This is a genomic window from Campylobacter concisus (genome assembly GCF_002913045.1).
GTDB classification, from domain to species: Bacteria; Campylobacterota; Campylobacteria; order Campylobacterales; family Campylobacteraceae; genus Campylobacter_A; species Campylobacter_A concisus_AP.
On record NZ_PPAF01000035.1, the window covers coordinates 318,144 to 338,728 of the forward strand.

16 protein-coding genes and 1 pseudogene are annotated in these 20,585 nt (G+C 36.7%); 12 read left to right on the forward strand and 5 right to left on the reverse strand.

The annotated features are described in order from the left end of the window. Positions 1-33 precede the first annotated feature (33 nt). From CYP43_RS05575 to CYP43_RS05590, 4 genes are read left to right on the forward strand one after another with little or no spacing between them, the layout of a single operon-like run. Positions 34-1,227, forward strand: coding sequence for an efflux RND transporter periplasmic adaptor subunit (locus CYP43_RS05575; protein ID WP_103582805.1), 1,194 nt, complete (start codon positions 34-36; stop codon positions 1,225-1,227). Next, on the forward strand, positions 1,228-3,156 hold the full coding sequence (locus tag CYP43_RS05580) for a MacB family efflux pump subunit (RefSeq protein ID WP_103582806.1): 1,929 nt from the start codon (positions 1,228-1,230) through the stop codon (positions 3,154-3,156). A 1-nt stretch (position 3,157) separates the two neighbouring features. Continuing rightward, complete coding sequence (locus CYP43_RS05585) at positions 3,158-4,504, forward strand: TolC family protein (RefSeq protein WP_103582807.1); 1,347 nt, start codon at positions 3,158-3,160, stop codon at positions 4,502-4,504. Positions 4,505-4,508: 4 nt separating this feature from the next. Continuing rightward, positions 4,509-5,000: a hypothetical protein gene (locus CYP43_RS05590; RefSeq protein WP_021091386.1), complete on the forward strand. Its 492-nt coding sequence runs from the start codon at positions 4,509-4,511 to the stop codon at positions 4,998-5,000. Positions 5,001-5,508: 508 nt separating this feature from the next. Here the strand turns inward: CYP43_RS05590 and CYP43_RS05595 are convergent. Further along, a complete protein-coding gene (locus CYP43_RS05595) occupies positions 5,509-5,940 on the reverse strand; it encodes a GatB/YqeY domain-containing protein (protein ID WP_103582808.1) in 432 nt (143 codons plus the stop codon). A gap of 30 nt (positions 5,941-5,970) precedes the next feature. After that, positions 5,971-6,873: a disulfide bond formation protein DsbA gene (locus tag CYP43_RS05600; RefSeq protein ID WP_103582809.1), complete on the reverse strand. Its 903-nt coding sequence runs from the start codon at positions 6,871-6,873 to the stop codon at positions 5,971-5,973. 129 nt (positions 6,874-7,002) lie between these two features. Between CYP43_RS05600 and CYP43_RS05605 the strand changes: the two genes are divergently transcribed. Then, positions 7,003-8,541 (forward strand): inorganic phosphate transporter, encoded by a 1,539-nt coding sequence (locus CYP43_RS05605; RefSeq protein ID WP_103582810.1) that lies wholly within the window; start codon positions 7,003-7,005, stop codon positions 8,539-8,541. Between the two features lie 105 nt (positions 8,542-8,646). Here the strand turns inward: CYP43_RS05605 and CYP43_RS05610 are convergent, their stop codons facing one another. Next, on the reverse strand, positions 8,647-11,220 hold the full coding sequence (locus CYP43_RS05610) for an ATP-dependent Clp protease ATP-binding subunit (RefSeq protein ID WP_103582811.1): 2,574 nt from the start codon (positions 11,218-11,220) through the stop codon (positions 8,647-8,649). A 207-nt stretch (positions 11,221-11,427) separates the two neighbouring features. Here CYP43_RS05610 and CYP43_RS05615 point away from each other — a divergent pair, with 207 nt between their 5' ends. From CYP43_RS05615 to CYP43_RS05640, 6 genes are read left to right on the forward strand one after another with little or no spacing between them, the layout of a single operon-like run. Then, on the forward strand, positions 11,428-12,744 hold the full coding sequence (locus tag CYP43_RS05615) for a S41 family peptidase (RefSeq protein WP_430622340.1): 1,317 nt from the start codon (positions 11,428-11,430) through the stop codon (positions 12,742-12,744). A 17-nt stretch (positions 12,745-12,761) separates the two neighbouring features. After that, positions 12,762-13,472 (forward strand): phosphoribosylaminoimidazolesuccinocarboxamide synthase, encoded by a 711-nt coding sequence (gene purC, locus CYP43_RS05620; protein WP_021091373.1) that lies wholly within the window; start codon positions 12,762-12,764, stop codon positions 13,470-13,472. Between the two features lie 8 nt (positions 13,473-13,480). Beyond that, on the forward strand, positions 13,481-13,717 hold the full coding sequence (purS, locus tag CYP43_RS05625) for a phosphoribosylformylglycinamidine synthase subunit PurS (protein ID WP_021091323.1): 237 nt from the start codon (positions 13,481-13,483) through the stop codon (positions 13,715-13,717). Then, complete coding sequence (gene purQ / locus CYP43_RS05630; RefSeq protein ID WP_103582813.1) at positions 13,714-14,379, forward strand: phosphoribosylformylglycinamidine synthase I; 666 nt, start codon at positions 13,714-13,716, stop codon at positions 14,377-14,379. The genes purS and purQ overlap by 4 nt, the downstream gene beginning before the upstream one ends. Next, on the forward strand, positions 14,373-15,668 hold the full coding sequence (locus CYP43_RS05635; protein ID WP_103582814.1) for an SH3 domain-containing protein: 1,296 nt from the start codon (positions 14,373-14,375) through the stop codon (positions 15,666-15,668). Before purQ ends, CYP43_RS05635 begins: the two co-directional genes overlap by 7 nt. Then, positions 15,649-16,323: a lysophospholipid acyltransferase family protein gene (locus CYP43_RS05640; protein ID WP_258032179.1), complete on the forward strand. Its 675-nt coding sequence runs from the start codon at positions 15,649-15,651 to the stop codon at positions 16,321-16,323. The genes CYP43_RS05635 and CYP43_RS05640 overlap by 20 nt, the downstream gene beginning before the upstream one ends. Positions 16,324-16,465: 142 nt before the next feature. Here the strand turns inward: CYP43_RS05640 and CYP43_RS09495 are convergent. Continuing rightward, positions 16,466-17,521, reverse strand: a pseudogene (locus CYP43_RS09495) (methyl-accepting chemotaxis protein); the annotation flags it as partial. A 45-nt stretch (positions 17,522-17,566) separates the two neighbouring features. Beyond that, positions 17,567-18,442, reverse strand: coding sequence for a Cache 3/Cache 2 fusion domain-containing protein (locus CYP43_RS09500; RefSeq protein ID WP_180998647.1), 876 nt, complete (start codon positions 18,440-18,442; stop codon positions 17,567-17,569). 247 nt (positions 18,443-18,689) lie between these two features. Between CYP43_RS09500 and htpG the strand changes: the two genes are divergently transcribed. Then, positions 18,690-20,546, forward strand: a complete 1,857-nt coding sequence (htpG, locus tag CYP43_RS05650; protein WP_103582816.1) for a molecular chaperone HtpG — start codon at positions 18,690-18,692, stop codon at positions 20,544-20,546. The last annotated feature ends 39 nt before the right edge of the window (positions 20,547-20,585 follow it).

Genomic DNA, 20,585 nt, shown 5'->3' on the forward strand with positions numbered 1-20,585 from the left:
GTAAAATTGACCAATTTTTTACAAAGAGAAGTAATGAAAAAATCTAAAATTTTAATAATCCTACTTATTTTAGGCGTCGGCGGATATTTTATCTATGATAATTTTTTCAAGATAAAAGATGAAAAGGTGGAATTTATCACTAAAAAGGCAAAGAAAGGTTCATTCAGTAAAAAAGTCGATGCGACTGGAGAAATTTTCGCCACCGAGCTAGTTGATGTGGGTGCTCAGGTGAGCGGCCAGATAAAAAAACTCTACGTTAAGCTTGGAGATCAGGTCAAAAAAGGCGATATGATCGCAAGTATCGATAGCTCGACCCAGCAAAATAACATCGATAATAAAGAAGCACAGCTTGCTATCTACAAAGCTCAGCTTGAAAGCGCAAAAGTAGCTCTAAACATCGCTAAAACGCAGTTTGATAGAGAAAATGCACTTTTTGCCAAAAACGCCACTTCAAAACAAGAATTTGAAAGTGCAAAAAACACATATAGCGCAAATAGCGCCAAGATAAAGGAGCTTGAAGCTCAGATAAAACAGACAAATATTGAGCTAAGCACAGCTAAGATAAATTTAGGCTACACAAAGATCACCGCCCCAAGAGATGGCATAATAGTAAGCGTACAGGTCGAAGAGGGACAGACCGTAAATGCCAATCAAACTACGCCAACCATCGTAAAGATCGCAGATCTTAGCTATGTCAAGATGAAGATGCAAATAGCTGAAGGCGACATCACAAAGATAAAAGTCGGCACGCCAGTTGAGTACTCGATCCTATCTGAGCCAATGAAAAAATTTCAAACGACGGTTAGCTCAATCGACCCTGGCTTAACGACATTAAGCGATGGTAGCTATGGCTCTAGCAGTAGTAGCAAATCCACAAGCTCAAGCACTTCAAGCAACTCAGCTGTTTATTATTATGCTCAAAGCATAGTTGAAAATAAAGATAAAATTTTAAGAATAGGCATGACCACGCAAAATGAGCTTTTGATAGCAAGCGTAAAGGATGCTATCATCGTACCAAGTATTGGTATTAAAAAAGATGAAAACGGCACATTTGTCTATGTTCTAAAAGATGGCAAAGCGGTAAAAACAGCGGTCAAAACTGGCATAAAAGACAACCTCGATACGCAGATCATTAGCGGTGTGAACGAGGGCGACGAGATCATCACATCACAAGGCTCAGCAAGCGAGATAGCCAAGATGATCGAAAAAGAAAATAAGAAGTTTTAAGTGATAAGCCTAAAAAATATCACAAAAAGCTTTAAGCTTGGCGATAATGAGATAGAAATTCTTCATGGCATAAATTTAGAGATAAAAAAGGGCGAATTTATAGCTATCATCGGTCAGTCTGGCTCTGGTAAATCAACTCTGATGAACATCCTTGGTTGCCTTGATAGCCCAAGTGGCGGGCAATACTTACTAGATGGCAAAGATATATCTAAATTTGATAGTGACTCGCTTGCCAAGCTTAGGCGAGATAAATTTGGCTTTATCTTTCAAAGATATAACCTTCTTAGCACGATGAACGCCCTTGAAAACGTCGCACTTCCTAGCATTTATGCAGGGGCAAATAAGAGCGATCGAGAAAAAAGAGGAATGGAGATTTTAGACTCTCTTGGCCTTAGTGAAAAGGCTAAAAATTTACCAAATAAACTCTCAGGCGGACAGCAGCAAAGGGTTTCCATAGCAAGGGCGCTGATGAATGGTGGCGAGATCATCTTGGCTGATGAGCCAACAGGCGCGCTTGATAGCAAAAGTGGTCTTAGAGTGATGGAAATTTTAGTGGATCTTTATAAAAAAGGTCACACCATCATCATCGTTACGCACGATCCAAAGATCGCCGAGTACACGAGTAGAGTGATCGAGATAAAAGATGGCAACATCGTAAGCGACAATGTAAAAAATAGCGAAATTTACGAGGCTACAAAGCAGAGCCAGCCAGAAAAAAGCAAATTTACCTACTATAAAGATCAGCTAATTGAAAGCTTTAAAATGTCGGTAAATGCGATGCTAGCTCATAAATTAAGATCACTTTTAACGATGCTTGGCATTATTATTGGCATCACTGCAGTCATTAGCGTCGTAGCTCTTGGCAAAGGCTCACAGGAGCAAATTTTAGCTGGTATCAGAAAGATCGGCACAAATACGATCGATATCATGCCAGGAAAAGGCTTTGGCGATATGCTCTCAGGTAGGGTAAAAACGCTCTCTATAAGTGACGCAAATATGCTCTCAAAGCAGTCATTTCTGGACTCAGTCACTCCAAACACAAGTACTTCAGGCGTACTAACATATGAAAATATCTCCTTAACAGCGACACTAAAGGGCGGTGGAGTAGGGAGCTTTGACGTAAATGGACTAAAACTAGAAAAGGGAAGAATTTACGACGAGGACGAGGTTTTAAACTCAGATTCTGTCACACTAATAGACCAAAACACCAAAAATAGTATATTTAAAAACGAAGATCCTATCGGCAAGATCATACTTTTTAATAAAAAGCCACTTCGCATTATAGGCGTTTTGCAAAAAGATGAGTTTAAAGTCGGCGATGCTAGCTCGCTTAAAATTTATGCTCCATACACGACTGTGATAAACAAGATAACGGGAGATAAATTTATTAGCTCAATAACCGTAAAAGTAAATGAAAGCGTAAATGCTCAAATCGCAGAAAAGAGCCTAACCGATCTTTTAACGATAAAACACAGCAAAAAAGACTTCTTTACTAGAAATTCTGATAGCATCAAGCAGACTATCGAAGAGACGATCTCAACCATGCGCCTTCTAATATCAAGTATCGCCGTGGTTTCGCTAGTAGTTGGTGGCATAGGCGTGATGAATATCATGCTAGTCTCGGTCACCGAGCGCACCAAAGAGATAGGTATCAAAATGGCGATCGGAGCCAGACAGAGCAACATCTTGCAGCAGTTTTTGATAGAGGCGGTGCTACTTTGCCTTATCGGCGGAGCTATTGGTATAGCCTTTTCCTACGCTATTGGCTACATTTTCAACAACTTTTTAGATGGTTTTAGCATGATCTTTTCAAACGGCTCGATCGTGCTTGCGCTTGTTACGTCGATGGCCATTGGCATCATCTTTGGCTATATGCCAGCTAAAAATGCCTCAAAACTAAATCCAATAGATGCGCTTTCAAGGGAGTAATATGAAATTTCTAAGCCTAGTTTTAGTGCTCGTTTTAAGCGGTTGCGCTGTTAAAAATATAGATGAAAATTATAAACAAATTTTACTTGAAGATAACGCTAGCAGGGAGCTAAATTTAAACACTTCTTGGTGGAAAGAATATCATCAAAGCTACCTTGATGAGCTTGTAGAACTTGCGCTTAAAAACAACACCGACCTTGCAAAAGCCGCGATAAATGTAAATAAAGCACTTGCTCAAGCTGGCATTTTGCAGGCAAATTTAACCCCAAGCTTTAACGCTGGTTTTGAGGCAACAAGTAGTAAAAACATAAAAGAGGGCGGTGCTTCTAGTAGAAGTTTTGGCTCAAGCATAGGGCTTAGCTATGAGCTTGACCTTTGGCAAAAGCTAGCAAATAGCAAAGACGCAGCGATGTTTGAAGCAGATGCTACTAAATTTGATCTGGAGGCTGGCAAACTAAGCGTGATAAACTCCGTGGCAGACACTTATTTTCAAATTTTATATCTAAACGAGAGCATCAAAACTTATGAGCAAATTTTAGAAATTTATAATAAGCTAAATGAGATAGTTGGGCTTAAATTTGAGCTTGGCAAAGAGGAGGCGTTAAGCTTAAAGCAGATAAACTCACAGCAACTAAACGCTCAAAATAAGATAGAAAGTGCCAAAAAAGAGCTTGTGAGTGCTAAAAAAACGCTTAGGATTTTGCTAAATGAGAGGCCAGAATTTGAGCTTAAATTTGAAGATCTCACGCTAAGTTCCGTTAAAAGAGTGGGTGTTGATCTAGATGTGCCAACAAGCGCCATAGCAAACCGCCCGGACCTAAGAGCGGCCATTTACCGCATAGAAGAGGGCATCCTAAACTACAAAGCTAGCCAAAAAGATTTTTATCCAAGCATCACGCTAGGAGCTAGCCTCAAAAGTAGTTCAAGTACAAAAGAGGGCGCATTTAGCCTTAAATTTCTAAATGGTAACGTCGCTTTAAATTTACCATTTTTAAACTATCACAAGCTAAAGTCAAATTTAAAAGTAAGTGAGGCAAATTTCGAGCTTGCAAAACTAAACTATATAAGTACTCTAAATAGCGCATTAAACGAGATAGACGCATTTTACAAAGGCTATCTAAACGACGAGGCGCTGCTTATAAACTATCAAGAACAGATAAAAAACTACGAGGAAATTTCAAAAATTTATGAGCTAAAATACTCCTACGGCAAAGTCGAGCTAAAGCAGTTTTTGGAGGCTAAAAACAGCGAGCTAGAGGCTAAAATAGGGCTATTAAAAGCAAAATACACGCTTTTACAAGACGAGCTAAATATCTACAAAGCCATGGCTGGCAAATTTAATAGGTAAATTTATGAGCTCGGCTTGGGACTATGAGGCAAATGCGTGTAGCAGTGATGGCAAATTTAGCGCCAAATTTGAAGGCTGTGAGGTCGCTATGGGCGCTCCAACCCTTGGCGAGCTACGACTTTTTATAAATAGCAAGCACTGTCTAAAATTAAAAAATGAGCCTTCAAACCACGAAAAAAGACTATCAAATTTTGATCAAAATTTAGTTAAAGATGACGATGCGCTTCAAATTTTACTTAGCGAAAGGGCGACTGCTTGCTTTTTGTTTTCAGAGGACTCTAAATTTCTAGCTTTTTCTGAATGGACGGCAGATAAAATGCAGATCGTAAAGGTAGTGCACCTAGCCGATATGAGCATAAAAACTGATAATAGGCGCAAAAGAGTAGTGGAATTTCTCTCATTTGATGATGGCTTGCTTGAAATTTTAGACTCGCCGATCTTTATGCCTAAAAACTACACACTGGATATCCGCACACTTTTTGACGATAAAATTTAATTCTTGAGCGAGCGCTTTATGTACATTTATCGCAGTTTTTTGCAAGGTTAGTGCTCTGCGCTTAAAAGCAAGAACCGCAAACTCCAAAGATAGCTCTTGCTCACTTTTCAAAATAGGGTAGATCAAATTTCAAGTTATATATAAGATAAATACAAATTTCACATTTTTTGAAAAGTGTAAAATTTAACTAATTTTCTTACAAATATTTTTATGTCAAATTTAATGGATAAATTAAAATCATACAAAAGATAAAATCCAAAATAAGCCTATAAATCAATATTTAAATTCATATAAAAGAAAAAATAAGAAAATTAAAATAACAATTTGAAAATTATAGTTTTCAATACAAATATATAAAAAAGCTTGTATTTTACCTTTTAACATATTCATATAAGTATTATGCTTTAAAATTATCTTTATTAAAATGAAAGTCGTATTTGATTTTTTGAAAACTTACAACACTTAGAAGTAAGTTTTCAAAATTAGAAGTTTTATAAGATTGTAGATTTTAAGCCAAAAGCTCTTTTGCGATCATACTTATGCGTTTTGCTTCAGCACTTGCTCCGATCTCATCTTTTGCCATTTTCATTACGGCACCTAAATTTTTACCAGCTCTTTCAATAATCTTTTTTATTTTTTCTTTAAGTTCTTCATCACTTAGTTGTGCTGGCAAATATGCCTTAATAAACTCAATCTCGCCCTGCTCTTTTTTAGCCAAATCCTCTCTAGCGCCTTTTATATAAAGCTCAACTGAGTCAGCCCTCTTTTTGATCTCTTTTTGAAGTAGCGGAAGTACGACATCGTCGGTCATCTCGATCCTTTGATCGACTTCGACTTGCTTAAGTGCTGCATTTAGTGTCCTTAAAGTGTCTCTTTTAAACTCATCTTTTGCCTTCATAGCCTCTTTTATATCAGCTAAAATTTGCTCTCTTATACTCATTTCCTCTCCTTTAAATTTTTGAAATATTAACTAAAAATTTGTGATAATTTCTTGAAATTTTCCTTGCAGATAGGTCACCCCAACACCCTCTCTAAGCCCATCGTCAATAACTAAAAATTTTGCTTCTTGCTCGCTTAAAAGCTCCTCTAAAAGCAAGGTTCCAGCGATGAGCGGATACTTTCTGCTTCTTCCAACCGCCACATCAGCGCCCTTATCATCCATCTTTAAAAGCTCATCTATAAACCAAGCAAGATCATCATTTTTAAGCTCATATCCGCTTACTTTTTTTGGATCATAGTTCTCGTAGTTAAGTCCAAGTCGTAGCGCTGCGATAGTAGTTGGTACACCGGAAGTCAGTACGATAAATTTATTTTTTAAGCTATTTAAAAATTCTCTTGCATCTTTTGTATAAAATTTTGCATTTTCTTGCATTAAATCAAGTGTTTTAAATTTCTCAAAAAATGTAATAATGCCAAATTTAAAACTCATAAAATTTCCATCTTCGCCGATCTCTGAGCTTGCTCCACCGATGTCAATGACGCTAAATTTTTCATTGATTCCAAGCTTTTTAAAAGCATTTTGAACACCCAAAAATGTAAGCTTTGCTTCTGCTTTACCACTGATGATATGAAAATTTATGCCGAATTTCTCTCTTATCTCGCTAAAAATTTCCTCGCTATTTGACGCTACCCTAAAAGCCTCAGTTGCGACTGCTGCGCATTTAAATTTATCAAAATCAAATTTATTTTTAGCCTCCGATATCGCTTCAAATAACCTATTTTTAGACTCATCTGCTATCTTGCCACTTTCATTTAGCCCTCTAGCAGCTCCTACTATCTTTTCATAAATTTGCTCATTACTAAAGCCATTTTGCTCTTTTTTGACAAGCGCTACGCGAAATGTGTTTGAGCCAAGATCGATCGCTATGACCAAAATTTATCCTTAAAATTTTTGCAGATTCTAACATATGATAATTTAGTATCATTTAAAGTTGAAAAATTCTAAAAACTTTAATATTTTTCAAGATATAATCCCTATCAAAAACCTTATAAGGGGGCTTGATTGCTTCGAGATAACTTATTAGCATTTGTTATTTTTGCAATTTGTAGCGTTGGATTTTTCGTTTGGGGCTATCAGTATATCCCGACAAATAACTACTTTTTATTCTTGATCGCCGGCATGTTTGGTCTTTTTATGGCCTTCAATATCGGTGGAAATGACGTTGCAAACAGCTTTGGCACAAGTGTTGGCGCTAAGACTCTTACGCTTAAGCAAGCTCTCATCATCGCAGCCATTTTTGAGCTTAGCGGTGCTATATTTGCAGGATCAGAGGTTACAAATACGATTAGAAACGAGATCGTGAAATTTCCAAGCGATCTAAACCCGATGAAATTTGTCATCATTATGATCTCAGCCCTTCTTAGCTCAGGCCTTTGGCTCTTTTACGCGTCTAAAAAAGGTCTACCGGTCTCGACCACTCACTCAATCGTTGGCGGCATCGTTGGCGCAGGACTTGCTATGGGCTTTATGATAAAAGATCCCGAGCCATTTAGTATGGTTTCTTGGAGTGAGATCGGCAGGATCGCCGTTAGCTGGGTTATCTCACCACTGCTTGGCGGCGTGATGTCTTACATTATATTTGGCTACGTAAAAAGTAAGATTATCGAGCCAACACATGAACTTAAAATGAATCTAAAAGCGCTAAAGGCTGAGAGAAAAGCATATAAAGAAAGCTTTGTAAAAGCACTAAAAACAAAGCCGGCCGAGGAGCAAATAGCTACTCTTTCAAAGATCGCAGTTATCGACGAGGACGAAATCGAAACCACTGAATACAGCGAGTATCGCTCAAAAATTCGCATCATGAAAGATGGTGAAAAAGAGATAGACACTTTTAAAGCGATGAAAAAGCACATCCCAATCATCGCTGGATTTGCCGCGATGGTGATCTCGTCGATGATGCTTTTTAAAGGGCTAGAGCATATAAATTTAGCCTTTAGTATCATCCAAACTATCTGGATCATCTTTGTGATTGGGGCTCTGGCATATCTTGCAAGCCTTGCTATCATAAATGTCATGAGCAAAAACGATAGCGAAAAGAGCATCAATAGAATTTTTTCATGGTTTCAAATTTTTACCGCTTCATCTTTTGCATTTTCACATGGTGCAAACGACATCGCAAATGCGGTTGGACCATTTGCAGCCGTACTCGACGTGCTAAAAACTGGCTCTATAAACGAAAGCTCACCGATACCTAGCATCGCGATGGTAACCTTTGGTATCTCGCTTGTCGTTGGACTTTGGTTTTTAGGCAAAGAGGTGATCACTACTATCGGCTCAAAACTAGCTGAAATTTTACCTACGACCGGCTTTAGCGCCGAGCTTGCCTCAAGTATCGTCATACTTCTAGCCACAAAGCTTGGCATACCAGTTAGCTCGACGCATATCCTAATAGGCGCAGTTTTAGGCATCGGCATCGTAAATAAAAATGCAAACTGGAAAATGGTAAGACCAATCATTCTTGCTTGGCTCATCACGCTTCCAGCAGCTGCTATCTCATCAGCTATATTTTATTTTGCCCTTGCTAAATTTTTAGACGTTTAGATATATTTTTAAATAACGAAAACCGCCCTATTTTTAGATATTTTTTGTATAAATTTTATATGAGAGCTTGGCAAGTCAAGTTCAACCTGCCAAGTAAATTTGAAGTTATTTTTTCTTAATGATGATCTTCTCGCCGTCGCTATCAATAGTGATCTCATCGCCACTTTCAAGATCATCTTTTAAGATCATATCAGCGATCTTATCTTCAACTAGCTCATAAAGCGCTCTTCTAAGAGGTCTTGCGCCATAAACTATGTCAAAGCCAGCTTTTGCGATAAATTTCTTAGCCTCTTCGCTTAAAACTGCCTTGATACCGCGGTTGTGAAGAGTTTTTTCAAGCTCTTTAAACATGATCTCAACTATAGAGATTAGTCCTTGTTCATTTAGAGGATTAAATATGATAGTATCATCAAGCCTATTTAAAAACTCGGGCTTAAAGTAGTTTTTAAGCTCGTTTTTAACAGCCACGTCACGGTCTTCGCCCTTTAGCTCCATTATGAAATTTGAAGCGATGTTTGAAGTTAAAATAATGATAGTGTTTTTAAAATCAACCGTTACACCTTTATTATCAGTCGCACGTCCGTCATCTAAAATTCCCAAAAGTATGTTAAATACATCTTTATGGGCCTTTTCAACCTCGTCAAAAAGGATGACTGAGTAAGGTCTTCTGCGAACTGCCTCTGTTAGCTGACCGCCCTCATCGTAGCCCACATATCCTGGAGGCGCACCAAGAAGCCTGCTCACGCTATGTTTTTCCATATATTCGCTCATATCAAAGCGGATAAGCGCCTTCTCATCGTCAAATAAAAATTTAGCCAAAGCCTTAGCTGACTGAGTTTTACCAACGCCTGTTGGTCCAAGAAATAAAAATGAACCAATCGGCCTTTGGCCTTCGTTTAGCCCTGCTTTATTTCTCTTAACAGCACGCGCTAATGCGTGTAGTGCGTCATATTGACCGACTACACTCTCTCTTAAATGCTCTTCAATATGCAGATACTTTTCTTTTTCGCTTGTTAGCATTTTCTTAACTGAAATTCCAGTCCATTTGCTCAAAATTTCAGCCACAAGCTCTTCATCGACTTGATTTTTAAGAAGCACGCCCTCTTTTTTCATGCCTTCCCATTTTTCTTCAAGCTCGTGTTTGTGCTTTTTAGCGTCAGCTATCTTGCCGTATTCTATCTCGGCAGCCTTTTGAAGGTCGCCATTTCTTTTTGCTATTTCAGCTTGTGATTTTAAGCTATCGATCTCTTTTGTAGCTTTTGAAATTCCGCCAAAAACAGCTTTTTCGTTTTCAAATTTAGTATCAAGTGCTAGCTTTTTCTCATTTAGGTCAGCTATCTCTTTTTCGATCTCGCCAAGTCTTTCTTTATTTTTATCAGCATCCTCCATCTTTAGAGCTTCTTTTTCTACTTGAAGCGTTACGATCTCACGTTTTATCTTTGAAAGCTCGTATGGCTCACTTTCTATTTGCATTTTTAGCTCAGCTGCGGCTTCGTCAATAAGGTCTATCGCTTTATCTGGCAAGAAACGGTTTGCTATGTAGCGGTCACTTAGCCTTGCAGCAGCAACTAACGCACTATCTGTTATCGTGATGCCGTGATGAACTTCAAGACGCTCTTTTATACCACGTAAAATTTGAAGTGCCTCATTTACGCTTGGCTCTTTAACGTCTATCGGCTGAAAACGTCTTTGAAGTGCTGCATCTTTTTCAAAGTATTTTCTATACTCTTTTAATGTCGTCGCACCAACAGCGTGAAGCTCGCCACGTGCAAGAGCTGGTTTTAGGATATTTGCAGCATCCATTCCGCCCTCGCTCGCACCAGCTCCAACTATGGTGTGAATCTCATCTATAAAAAGTATGATGTTACCAGCTTTTTTTACCTCGTCAATAACTGCTTTTAGCCTATCTTCAAACTCACCTCTATACTTTGCACCAGCTACGACTGCACTCATATCAAGCGCGATGACACGCTTGTTTGCAAGGCTTGTTGGCACGTCGCGAGCCACTATCTTTTGAGCTAACCCCTCAACGATGGCTGTCTTACCAACGCCTGGCTCACCAAGCAAGATAGGGTTGTTTTTGCTCTTTCTTATTAAAATTTGCATCATTCTAGTGATCTCTTCATCACGGCCGATGACTGGATCAAGCTCTTTATTTAGTGCTTTTTGCGTTAGATCGATACCAAATTTCTCTAAACTATCAAGCGTATCATCGCCAGTTTGGCTATCTATCTTTTTACCACCTCTTATGCTCTCAAGGTTCTTTTTGATCTCCAAGATGTCACAAAATTTACTTAAAATTTGTTTGATCTCACTAAGCTCAAGAGATGAAATGATCCATGTATCAACAGCTATGTAGCTATCGCCCATGCTTACCATCAAAGCTTTTGCATTTTCGAGAGAATTTATAAGCTCTCTTGAAACTGAAACGTTATCTTTTGTAACATTTGAGCTACTTGGAAGTGAAGAAATTTTACTTTTTACCTCAAGCTCAACAGCGTCTTTACTTACATTCATTTTATTAAACACTTGATTTAAAATAGAATTACTATCTGCAAGTAAAGCCCAAAAAATATGAAGCGGAACAACTTGTGGGTTTTTAGAGAATATCGCTAAACTAATACCTTTTTCAAGAGTTTCTTGCATCTGAGCTGTTAAATTTTCTGTTATATCAGCCATTAAATCTCCTTGGGTTATTTTATATGGTTGCCATTATATAACTTTAGTCTTATATTGTCAAGTATTTTTATAATGCTTGTCACTCTTTTTATTTAATTGCTAAAATTTGCTGTTATAAATTTGTATCAAAAACTATCCAAAAGCAAAAATATAAGCTTAAATTTATACTTTTTTTAGCCAAAAGCTAATAGAATTGAGCCAAAAATTATAGGAGAAATTTTGAATAAATTTAGTAGATTTTTTGCACTAAAAATTACAGGTGCTTTGCTTATCTCAAGTGTAGCAGTGAATGCACTTTTTGCAAAGAGTGAAGACGAAGCAAGTGCGAAGCTTGAAGCACTTTCAAAGCTTACAAAAACAATTTCAACCGTTGAAAAATACTATGTTGATGATATTAAATTTAAAGAGATCATTGATAAAGCCATAGCAGGGTTAATGCAAAATTTAGATGCCCACTCAAGCTTTTTAAATGAAAAAGCTTACAAAGATATGCAGGTGCAAACAAGTGGAGAATTTGGTGGCCTTGGCATAACAGTTGGCATGAAAGATAGCGCACTAACCGTTATTTCACCGATAGAAGATACCCCAGCTGATAAAGCAGGTATAAAATCAGGCGACATTATCTTAAGGATAGATGGGAACTCAACTATCGGCACAACGATAGATGAAGCTGTAAATAAAATGCGTGGCAAGCCAAAAACTCCAATAACTATCACAATTTTGCGAAAAGGCGAGCAAAAGCCATTTGACGTAAAGATCATAAGAGATCTAATAAAGGTTGAGTCTGTCTATGCAAAAATGATAGAAAATGACAACATTCTTTATGTGCGTGTCACAAATTTTGATAAAAATGTTGTTACAAAGGTAAAAGAAGCAATCAAAGAATATCCAAAAGCAAGTGGCATCATACTTGATCTTAGAAACAATCCTGGCGGACTTTTAAATCAAGCTGTCGATCTAGTTGATCTTTTTGTAGATAACGGCGTCATCGTCTCTCAAAAAGGCCGCGATGCATCTGAAAATGTAGAGTATAAAGCAAGTGTGAGTAAAACTCTTTCAAAACTACCGCTTGTTGCACTAGTAAATGGCGGAAGTGCAAGTGCTAGCGAGATCGTAAGTGGCTCACTTCAAGACCATAAACGTGCTGTAATAATCGGCGAAAATACCTTTGGTAAAGGAAGCGTTCAAGTAATCCTTCCGATAGATGACACCGAAGCATTAAGGCTAACCATCGCAAGATATTACTTACCAAGTGGCAGAACTATCCAAGCAGTTGGCGTAACACCTGATGTAGTCGTACATCCTGGCAAAGTGCCACAAAGTGACGATAGTGCGTTTAGCATCAAAGAGAGTGAGCTAAAAGCGCACCTAAAAAGTGAACTAAATAAGATAAATCCTACAAGTGAGGGCAATAAAACTGAAGCAAAAGATGATAAAAAGATAATCACGCAAAAGAAAGTTGATGAAGATATTCAATTAAAAACAGCGATTGACACGATCAAAATTTTAAAAATAAAACAATAAATTAGAAGGAGATCTCCATGCAAAAAAGAGAGCTTATTTACGAGGGAAAAGGTAAAAAAATGTATGCTACAGACGATGCAAATTTGCTTGTGGCTGAATTTAAAGACGATCTAACAGCATTTGATGCTCAAAAAAGAGGCAATGAAGCTGGTAAAGGTGCATTAAATAATAAAATTTCAACACAGCTTTTTAAGCTTTTGGAGAGTAAAGGCATTGTGACTGACTTAGTTGAAACTATCAGCGACACTGAGCAAGTAGTCAAAAAATGCGAGATCATACCTCTTGAAGTTGTTGTTAGAAATATCGCAACTGGTTCACTAAGCAAAAGACTTGGCATAAAAGAAGGCACAGTTTTACCTTTTACGCTTGTTGAGTTTTACTATAAAAACGATGATTTGCACGATCCATTAGTAACCGATGAGCACTGTATCATTATGGGATTAGTAAAGAGTGAAAAAGATCTTCAAACTCTAAGACACACAGCAAGAGAGATCAACTCTATATTATTTAAATTTTTTGCCGAAAGAGATCTAAAACTAGTTGATTTTAAAATAGAATTTGGTATCGACAAAGATGGCAATATCATTTTAGCTGATGAGATAAGCCCTGATAGTTGTAGATTCTGGGATGCTAAAACTAATGAAAAACTTGACAAAGATAGATTTAGACAAGATCTTGGTAGCGTAAAAGTTGCTTATGAAGAAGTTTTAAGAAGAATTTTATCATAAGGACAAAGATGAAAGCTGTTGTAAATATAGCATTAAGAAGTGGGGTCCTTGACCCTGCTGGCAAAGCAGTAGAGCACGCTTTAAATTCTCTCGGATTTAGCGGTGTATCAAATGTCAGGATAGGCAAACAAATTGTTTTAGATATTGATGAGAGTGATAAAGCTAAAGCGAATGAGCAGCTAAAAGTGATGTGCGAAGAGCTTCTAGCAAACACCGTCATCGAAGACTACGAGATCGTGCTATGAAAGTAGCGATCATACTTTTTCCTGGCACAAACTGCGAAGAAGACACAGCTCACGCTTTTAAGCTACTTGGCTGCCAAACGCAGATCATCTGGCACAAAGAAGATAAGATCGATACTGATCTAGTCGTTTTGCCCGGTGGTTTTAGCTATGGCGACTATCTAAGGACGGCTGCGATAGCTAAATTTAGCCCAGCTATGCAGGCTGTAAAAGAGCATGCGAAAAAAGGTGGCTATATATTGGGAATTTGCAATGGCTTTCAGATGCTTCTTGAACTTGGACTTTTAAAAGGTGCGATGAGAAGAAATGAAAATTTAAATTTCGTCTCAAAATACCACCATCTAAAAGTAATCTCAAATAACAATAAATTCCTAGCAAATTTAGCCAAAAATGAAGTGGTAAATATCCCTATCGCTCATGGCGAGGGCAACTACTACACCGACGAAGATACGCTAAAAAGCCTATATGATAACGAGCAAGTCCTGCTAAAATACTGCGACATCAACGGCAATGAGATAAATCCAAACGGCTCAGTTGATAGCATAGCTGGGATTTGCGATGAGAGCAAGAGGATCTTTGGTCTTATGCCTCACCCTGAACGCGCTTGCGAGAAAATTTTAGGCACAGATGATGGCATGAAGATGTTAAAAGGGCTAGTTTGGTAAAACGAACACTTTTTATCGCCCTACTCGCGCTAAATTTATTTGCCGCAAACACTGATGAAATCAGCGTTTTTGACATGATGGACGAAGCTAGGGAGGATAAATTTGTAAATAGCCCTACTTCAAATCCAAAAACTCAAAAACCGCCAAAAGAACAAGATTTTTCAAGAAAATTTGTGTCACCACAGCCAGAGCGTATCACTCCAGAGCAGATGCGAAACATCGTGCCAACAAACGAGCCAGATATTAGTGTTCCAGACAATCAAGTATATGACAAGATCAAAGTAAAAGAGCTTCTTTTAAAAGCCACAAATGTACCAAAAAATGTTGTTATAGGAGAAATTTTTGGTGTTGAGATAGTGGCTGATACACAAAATGACTTTGAGTTTGAGTTTGAGACACAGCTTGATGAAACAAATATCAAATGGCTAAATAAGAAAAATTTTCAATGGGTAAAAAGCGAAGACAACAAATATGTAGGTACTTTTTATCTTGAGGCAACAAGCATTGATGCAAAGACTTTAAAAGTTAGCTTAACCCTAAAAAGAAATGGCGAAAACTATCAAAGCTCAAGTATAAATATCTTTTTACCAAAGCTAAAAGAGCTTAGAAGCGATGAGAACTACAACCATATCGTGGCTGATAATCTTGAAGTTAAGAAATTTAAGACAACAAAATTTGATGATATAAACAATATCATGGTTGTAGAAATTTATGGCAACAACGTAGATCTAAGCGCCTTTAATATTGAAAATAAAACGATATTAAAGCAAGGCGTAGATACGATAAATGGAGACTTTAACTCACAAAGTGCATATTATTTTGCAGTATTTAAGCCAAATAAAAAATCGCTTGACTTTAACTACTACAACCTAAAAAAGGCTAAATTTGAAAGCTTTTCTTTGCCGGTGAGTGTCGAAGATGACGATGTCAGCACACAAATCGGACTAAACCCAAAACAAAGTGAGTTTAGCACTTATAAAGATGTCATGATCTACTCTTGTGCGGTAATTTTTATATTATTAGCTATTTGGCGCAGAAGGCTTAGCTACTTTTTTGTGGCGGCTGTTTTTATCGCACTTGGAATTTACACCTACAACCCTTTTGGCAAAGCAGTGCTTAAGCCAGATGTGAGCGTAACTATCCTTCCAACTAAAAATTCAACCGTTTTTTACACATCTCGTAAAAATGAAAATGTTGAAATTTTAGATACAAAAGACGACTACTCAAAAATTTTATTTGCGGACGGTAAAATCGGCTGGGTAAAAAAGGATAATCTTGTCAAAAATTAGAGCTTTATTTTTTGCTATTGAGTTTGTTATCAGCGTTGTTCTAGTCGTCTTTTTTATGTGGCTATTTAATGATAAAAATAGAGCCATAAGAAAATTTTGGGGAAGATCACAAAGGTTTTTTGGTGGATATAAACTTGAAGTGATAGGTAATTTTAGTGATGAGGCAAATATCTTACTCATAAACCATCAAAGTATGCTTGACATTATTGTGCTTGAAGAGGTTCATCCAAAAAATCTTTGCTGGATAGCAAAGGCACAAATCGGCAAAATTCCTATAATTGGTAAAATTTTAAGCTTACCAAAAATGATAGCGGTTGAGCGTGAAAATAAACACTCACTTATAAAGCTTTTAAGCGAAGCAAAAGATAGAGTTGAAAATGGTCGCGTTTTAGCGATATTCCCAGAAGGAACTAGATCTCAAACTAATAAGCTTTTGCCTTTTAAAGGTGGCGCAAAACTATTAGTTGAAAAGCTAAATTTAAAAGTTCAGCCTATCGTTATCGTAGGAAGCGATGCGATGAAAGTGAAAGAATTTAGCTTTAAAAAAGCAGATATCAAGCTCTTTTGCCTTGATCTAGTCGATACTTCAAAAGAAAATTGGCTAGAGACGACTAGAGAGAGTATGCAAAAAGTCCTAGATGAAAATAGAAAATAAATTTGGCTTTTCAAATTTACAAAGCCCCTACTCTATATCATTATCTATAAAATTTTGATTTTATACTAGAAATTTTTATCAATAAATCTAAAAAGGTCTAGCGGGAGCTAGACCTAAAAATATTGGCTTTAGAGGCAGGTTCTTAAGTTCTAAAGACACTAAGTTTTGAATTTAATGCATCTGTCATCTTGTTTAGATGTTCTGCTGCTGAAGCTATCTCTTCTACACTTCTAGCGTTTTCAGATGAAATTTGGTTGATATTTGAGATGCCTTCCATGATTTCATTTATATTTTTGCCAGTTGCTATGTAGTCTTGCATAGTCTTATCAGACATTGCTATAGCGTTATTCATTGTCTCACTCATAACATTTATAGTTTTTTCAACGTCGCTTGCCACGTGAGTTAGCTCTTGGATCTGTTTAGAGTTGATACCCATTTGCTCACTGCTATCATTGATCGCTTGAACGATCACATTGATAGTTGCATTTATCTCAGTTAAGCTCTTTTGAGTCCTCTCAGCCAGCTGTCTAACTTCATCAGCAACGACGGCAAAGCCTCGCCCATGCTCACCTGCTCTTGCAGCCTCAATAGCTGCGTTAAGAGCAAGTAAATTTGTTTGATCAGCTATATCATTGATAACAACAAGGACCGATTTTACCTGCTCGGCATCACGGCTAAGCTGATCGATCTTATCAGCCATTTGATTTTCTACATTAGCAGAGTCAATAATCTGCGCTGATAGTGATCTTATAGCTTCAGTTGCCGTTTTTATATGTGTGCTTGCTTTTTGAAGGTCATCTTTGCCAGCTTGAGCTACCGCTAGAGATTCTTTCATATTTTCTTGCATTACTTTACATCTTTGATTTGTCTCTTCTACTATTTCAGTTGATTTTTCTACACGTTTGCCTGTCTGAAGAGATGTAGAACTAAGCTCATTTGCAACGGAGCTATTTTCACTTGAAAGGTGCTTTGTATCACTTATTAATACCCTTATTCTTTCAATAAAATCATTTATATCTTTACTTATTTTAGCTATTTCATCTTTACCATAAATAGGAATTTTAATTGTAAAATCAGATGTTATCGCATTTAAATTTGTTCCTAGTCTATCGATAGGATTTGCAACCATCTTCTTAAGCAAGAACATCGAAACAGCTATCAAAAGTAAGGTAACTATGACGCTTGCTATGATGAAATTTTTACTAACTACTTTTAATGGTGTTAAAAAATCATCAGTAACAGCTTAACCTAAAACCATCCAGTCTAGCTTATCAAATGACTCAAAAGCAACTATGCAGTCAACCCCATCAATTATAATAGGCTCAATACCTTTTCCTTTTTTAACAATATTATCCATAGTAGTTTTTAATTCACTACTTAGCTCTTGATTTGCCTTAGTTGGATGGAAGTCAAATTTACCAGTTTTAGTATTGTAAAGAGAAAAATATCCATGCTTACCAAGTTTCATCTCAGAAAAAGTCTTTTTCATATTGTTTAATCCTTCGGTAGGATCATAACCAACAAATAAAATTCCTATTACCTCGTTATTTTCAATAATAGGATCATAAATACTCATATAGTTGCGTCCAAATAAATTTACAACACCTATATACCTCTCTTTATTCATGATATTTTTATAGGCTTGACCATTTTTATCAATTATCGTACCAACAGCTCTGCTACCATCAGCCTTCGTCACTGATGTACTAACTCTTAAAAAATTATCACCTGATTTTGCAAAAATGGTTGAAATTCCGCCTTTTGTAGCGTTGTTAAATTTATCTAGAATATCGTAGTTATTGTTTAAAATACCATTTTGAGATATTAGTTCTATCGCTTCGTATTTACCAGTCTTACTCATCTGGTGATTGGTTGAAATTTTTCCGATCATCTCTTTAAAAACACTCATTATTAGCTCTGCACTACTTACATTATCTTTCTCAAATAATTTAACCGTATTTATGGCAAGCTGGACGTTTTGTTCTACTGTTGTAAGCACACCATCTTTTATCTCGCGCTCTAAAATATTTGATGTATATATGACAAAACATGTCATAGACACTGCCAAAACCGTAGCAATCGTTGCTGAAACTTTTACCAAAATGCTTCGTAAATTCATTTTGTCTCCTTTTTTCTAAAAATTTTCGCCTTGATTATAGCACTATTTTAAATAAACTTTATACAAGAATGCATAATTAATAATAATTAATAAATTATCATTATTATTTTATTCATAAACTATAACTTTTTTGAAATCATTTTAAAAAATTAATTTAAAAACCTTGATAGTAATGCTATCAAGGTTAAGTATATTTTTATCACTTTGTGTTATAATCTGCCAAAAATTTAAAACAAGGAAAAGAAAAATGGCAGATAAATTTGAATTTCAAACCGAGGTCAATGACCTTTTAAATTTGATGATCCACTCTCTTTACTCAAACAAAGAGATATTTTTAAGAGAGCTCATCTCAAACTCAAACGACGCTCTTGACAAGCTAAATTACCTTTGCTTGACTGATGAAAAGTATAAAAGTCTAAGCTACACTCCAAGGATCGACATCAAAGTAGATGATAAAGCTAAGACTTTAACCATTAGCGACAATGGTATCGGTATGGATAAGGATGAACTCATCGCAAATTTAGGCACCATCGCAAGAAGTGGCACAAAAGGTTTTATGAAAAATTTAAGTGGCGATGCCAAAAAAGATAGCTCACTAATCGGTCAGTTTGGTGTTGGCTTTTACTCAGCATTTATGGTGGCAAGTAAGATCGAAGTCATAAGCAAACGAGCACTTAGCGACAAAGCCTACAAATGGACATCTGATGCAAAAAGCTACGAGATAGAAGATACTAAAAAAGATAGCTTTGGAACGGACATCATCTTGCATTTAAACGATGATGAGTTTGCAAATTCTTGGCGTATCGAAGAAATAGTCAAGAAGTATTCAAATCACATTCCTTATCCTATATTTATGGATAAACAAAGCTATGTCGCTCCAAAAGAAGGCGAAAAAGAGGGCACTTATGAGACTAAAAACGAGCAAATAAATAAGGCAAATGCGCTTTGGAGGCTAAATAAAGCTAGCCTTAAAGAGCAAGATTATAACGACTTTTATAAGCAAATTTCTCACGACAGTAGCGATCCTCTCCTTTATATTCATACAAAGGCTGAAGGCAAGATTGAGTACTCAACTCTATTTTATGTGCCAAGCACTGAGCCATTTGATCTATTTAGAGTCGATTATCAAAGTGGCGTAAAGCTTTATGTAAAAAGAGTTTTCATCACAGATGATGCAAAAGAACTCTTGCCGCCATATTTAAGATTTATCAAGGGTATCATCGATGTTGAGGATCTGCCATTAAATGTGAGCCGTGAAATTTTACAAGAAAATGCGATCATGCGAACCGTTAAAGAGCAAAGCGTGAAGAAAATTTTAAGCGAGCTTGCAAAAGTAAAAGATAACGACCGCGAAAAATACATAAAATTTTACAAACTATTTGGCAAGGTTCTAAAAGAGGGACTTTACGGATTTAACGCAGAAAAAGAGCAAATTTTAGATCTTTGTCTATTTAAAAGCTCAAAAAGAGATGGACTAATCAGCCTAAAAGAGTATAAAGAGGCAATGAAAAAGGATCAAAAATCGATCTATTATATCAGCGGTAATAATGAAAATATGCTAAAAAATTCTCCGCTTCTTGAGAGCTTTAAGAAAAACGACATCGAAGTGCTTATTATGGACGAGGAGATCGATACGATCGTAATGCCAATGGTTAATGAATTTGACAAAACACCTCTAAAATCAGTCTCACACGCTGATATAAATGACGAGATCAAAAATGATGAGAAGATCGATGAGAGCAAGGTTGCAAACACACTTATTAAAATGAAAGAAATTTTAAAAGATGAAGTCAAAGATGTAAGACTAAGCTCAAGGCTCTCAAGCTCGGCTGCGGTGCTAATATATGACAAAAACGACCCTGATTACGCTATGCAAGAGATGTTAAGGCAAATGGGTCAAGGCACAAACGCTCCAAAAGTTAAACCGATCTTGGAGATCAACGCTGATCATGAAATTTTTGCAAAACTAGAGAAAAATGAGGCGATGATTTATGACATAGCGCCTTTGCTTCTTGATATGGCAAGACTAAATGAGGGCATGAGCCTAGAAAACCCAGCTAAATTTTCAGAGCTACTAACGAAAGTGATGATAAAAGCTATCTAAATTTATAAAGCCCAAGAGAAATTTTGGGCTTTAACCTAC

Coding starts and splice junctions, on each gene's coding strand:
- CYP43_RS05575 (WP_103582805.1), top strand. CDS start 34: ATGAAAAAATCTAAAATTTTAATAATCCTACTTATTTTAGGCGTCGGC.
- CYP43_RS05585 (WP_103582807.1), top strand. CDS start 3,158: ATGAAATTTCTAAGCCTAGTTTTAGTGCTCGTTTTAAGCGGTTGCGCT.
- CYP43_RS05590 (WP_021091386.1), top strand. CDS start 4,509: ATGAGCTCGGCTTGGGACTATGAGGCAAATGCGTGTAGCAGTGATGGC.
- CYP43_RS05595 (WP_103582808.1), bottom strand. CDS start 5,940: ATGAGTATAAGAGAGCAAATTTTAGCTGATATAAAAGAGGCTATGAAG.
- CYP43_RS05610 (WP_103582811.1), bottom strand. CDS start 11,220: ATGGCTGATATAACAGAAAATTTAACAGCTCAGATGCAAGAAACTCTT.
- purC (WP_021091373.1), top strand. CDS start 12,762: ATGCAAAAAAGAGAGCTTATTTACGAGGGAAAAGGTAAAAAAATGTAT.
- purS (WP_021091323.1), top strand. CDS start 13,481: ATGAAAGCTGTTGTAAATATAGCATTAAGAAGTGGGGTCCTTGACCCT.
- purQ (WP_103582813.1), top strand. CDS start 13,714: ATGAAAGTAGCGATCATACTTTTTCCTGGCACAAACTGCGAAGAAGAC.
- CYP43_RS09500 (WP_180998647.1), bottom strand. CDS start 18,442: ATGAATTTACGAAGCATTTTGGTAAAAGTTTCAGCAACGATTGCTACG.
- htpG (WP_103582816.1), top strand. CDS start 18,690: ATGGCAGATAAATTTGAATTTCAAACCGAGGTCAATGACCTTTTAAAT.